Genomic DNA, 303 nt, shown 5'->3' with positions numbered 1-303 from the left:
AGATCGCCTCCCGCGTCGACATCCACTACGTCGAACCGACCGACGCGCTCATCGAGTCCGCCGAGTCGTACGACGGGGCCGGCACCGGCACCACGAGCTACGACGACTGGTCCATCGCGGGCACCGACATCGGCACAGACGAGGTGTTCCACTGGAACCTCGAGGTGAACTACACGTTCAACCCCGAGGCGAACCCGGACGCCGTCTACGAGCTGTGCCGCGTCGTCGACGAGCACAACGACACCGTCAACGAGGGCGAGGCGCAGTTCAACGACTTCGAGTCGACCTCCGACATGCTCGGCT

The 303-nt window shown here is 65.0% G+C and carries 1 pseudogene; it reads left to right on the top strand.

The features are described 5' to 3' along the window. Positions 1–303, top strand: a pseudogene (locus EXE42_RS17560) (C4-dicarboxylate ABC transporter substrate-binding protein); the annotation flags it as partial.

Source organism: Halorubrum sp. SP3 (assembly GCF_005435195.1).
In the GTDB taxonomy this organism is placed as follows: Archaea; Halobacteriota; Halobacteria; order Halobacteriales; family Haloferacaceae; genus Halorubrum; species Halorubrum sodomense.
The sequence above is the reverse complement of the archived record's forward strand: the minus strand, read 5'-3'. Positions and strand labels throughout refer to the sequence as shown.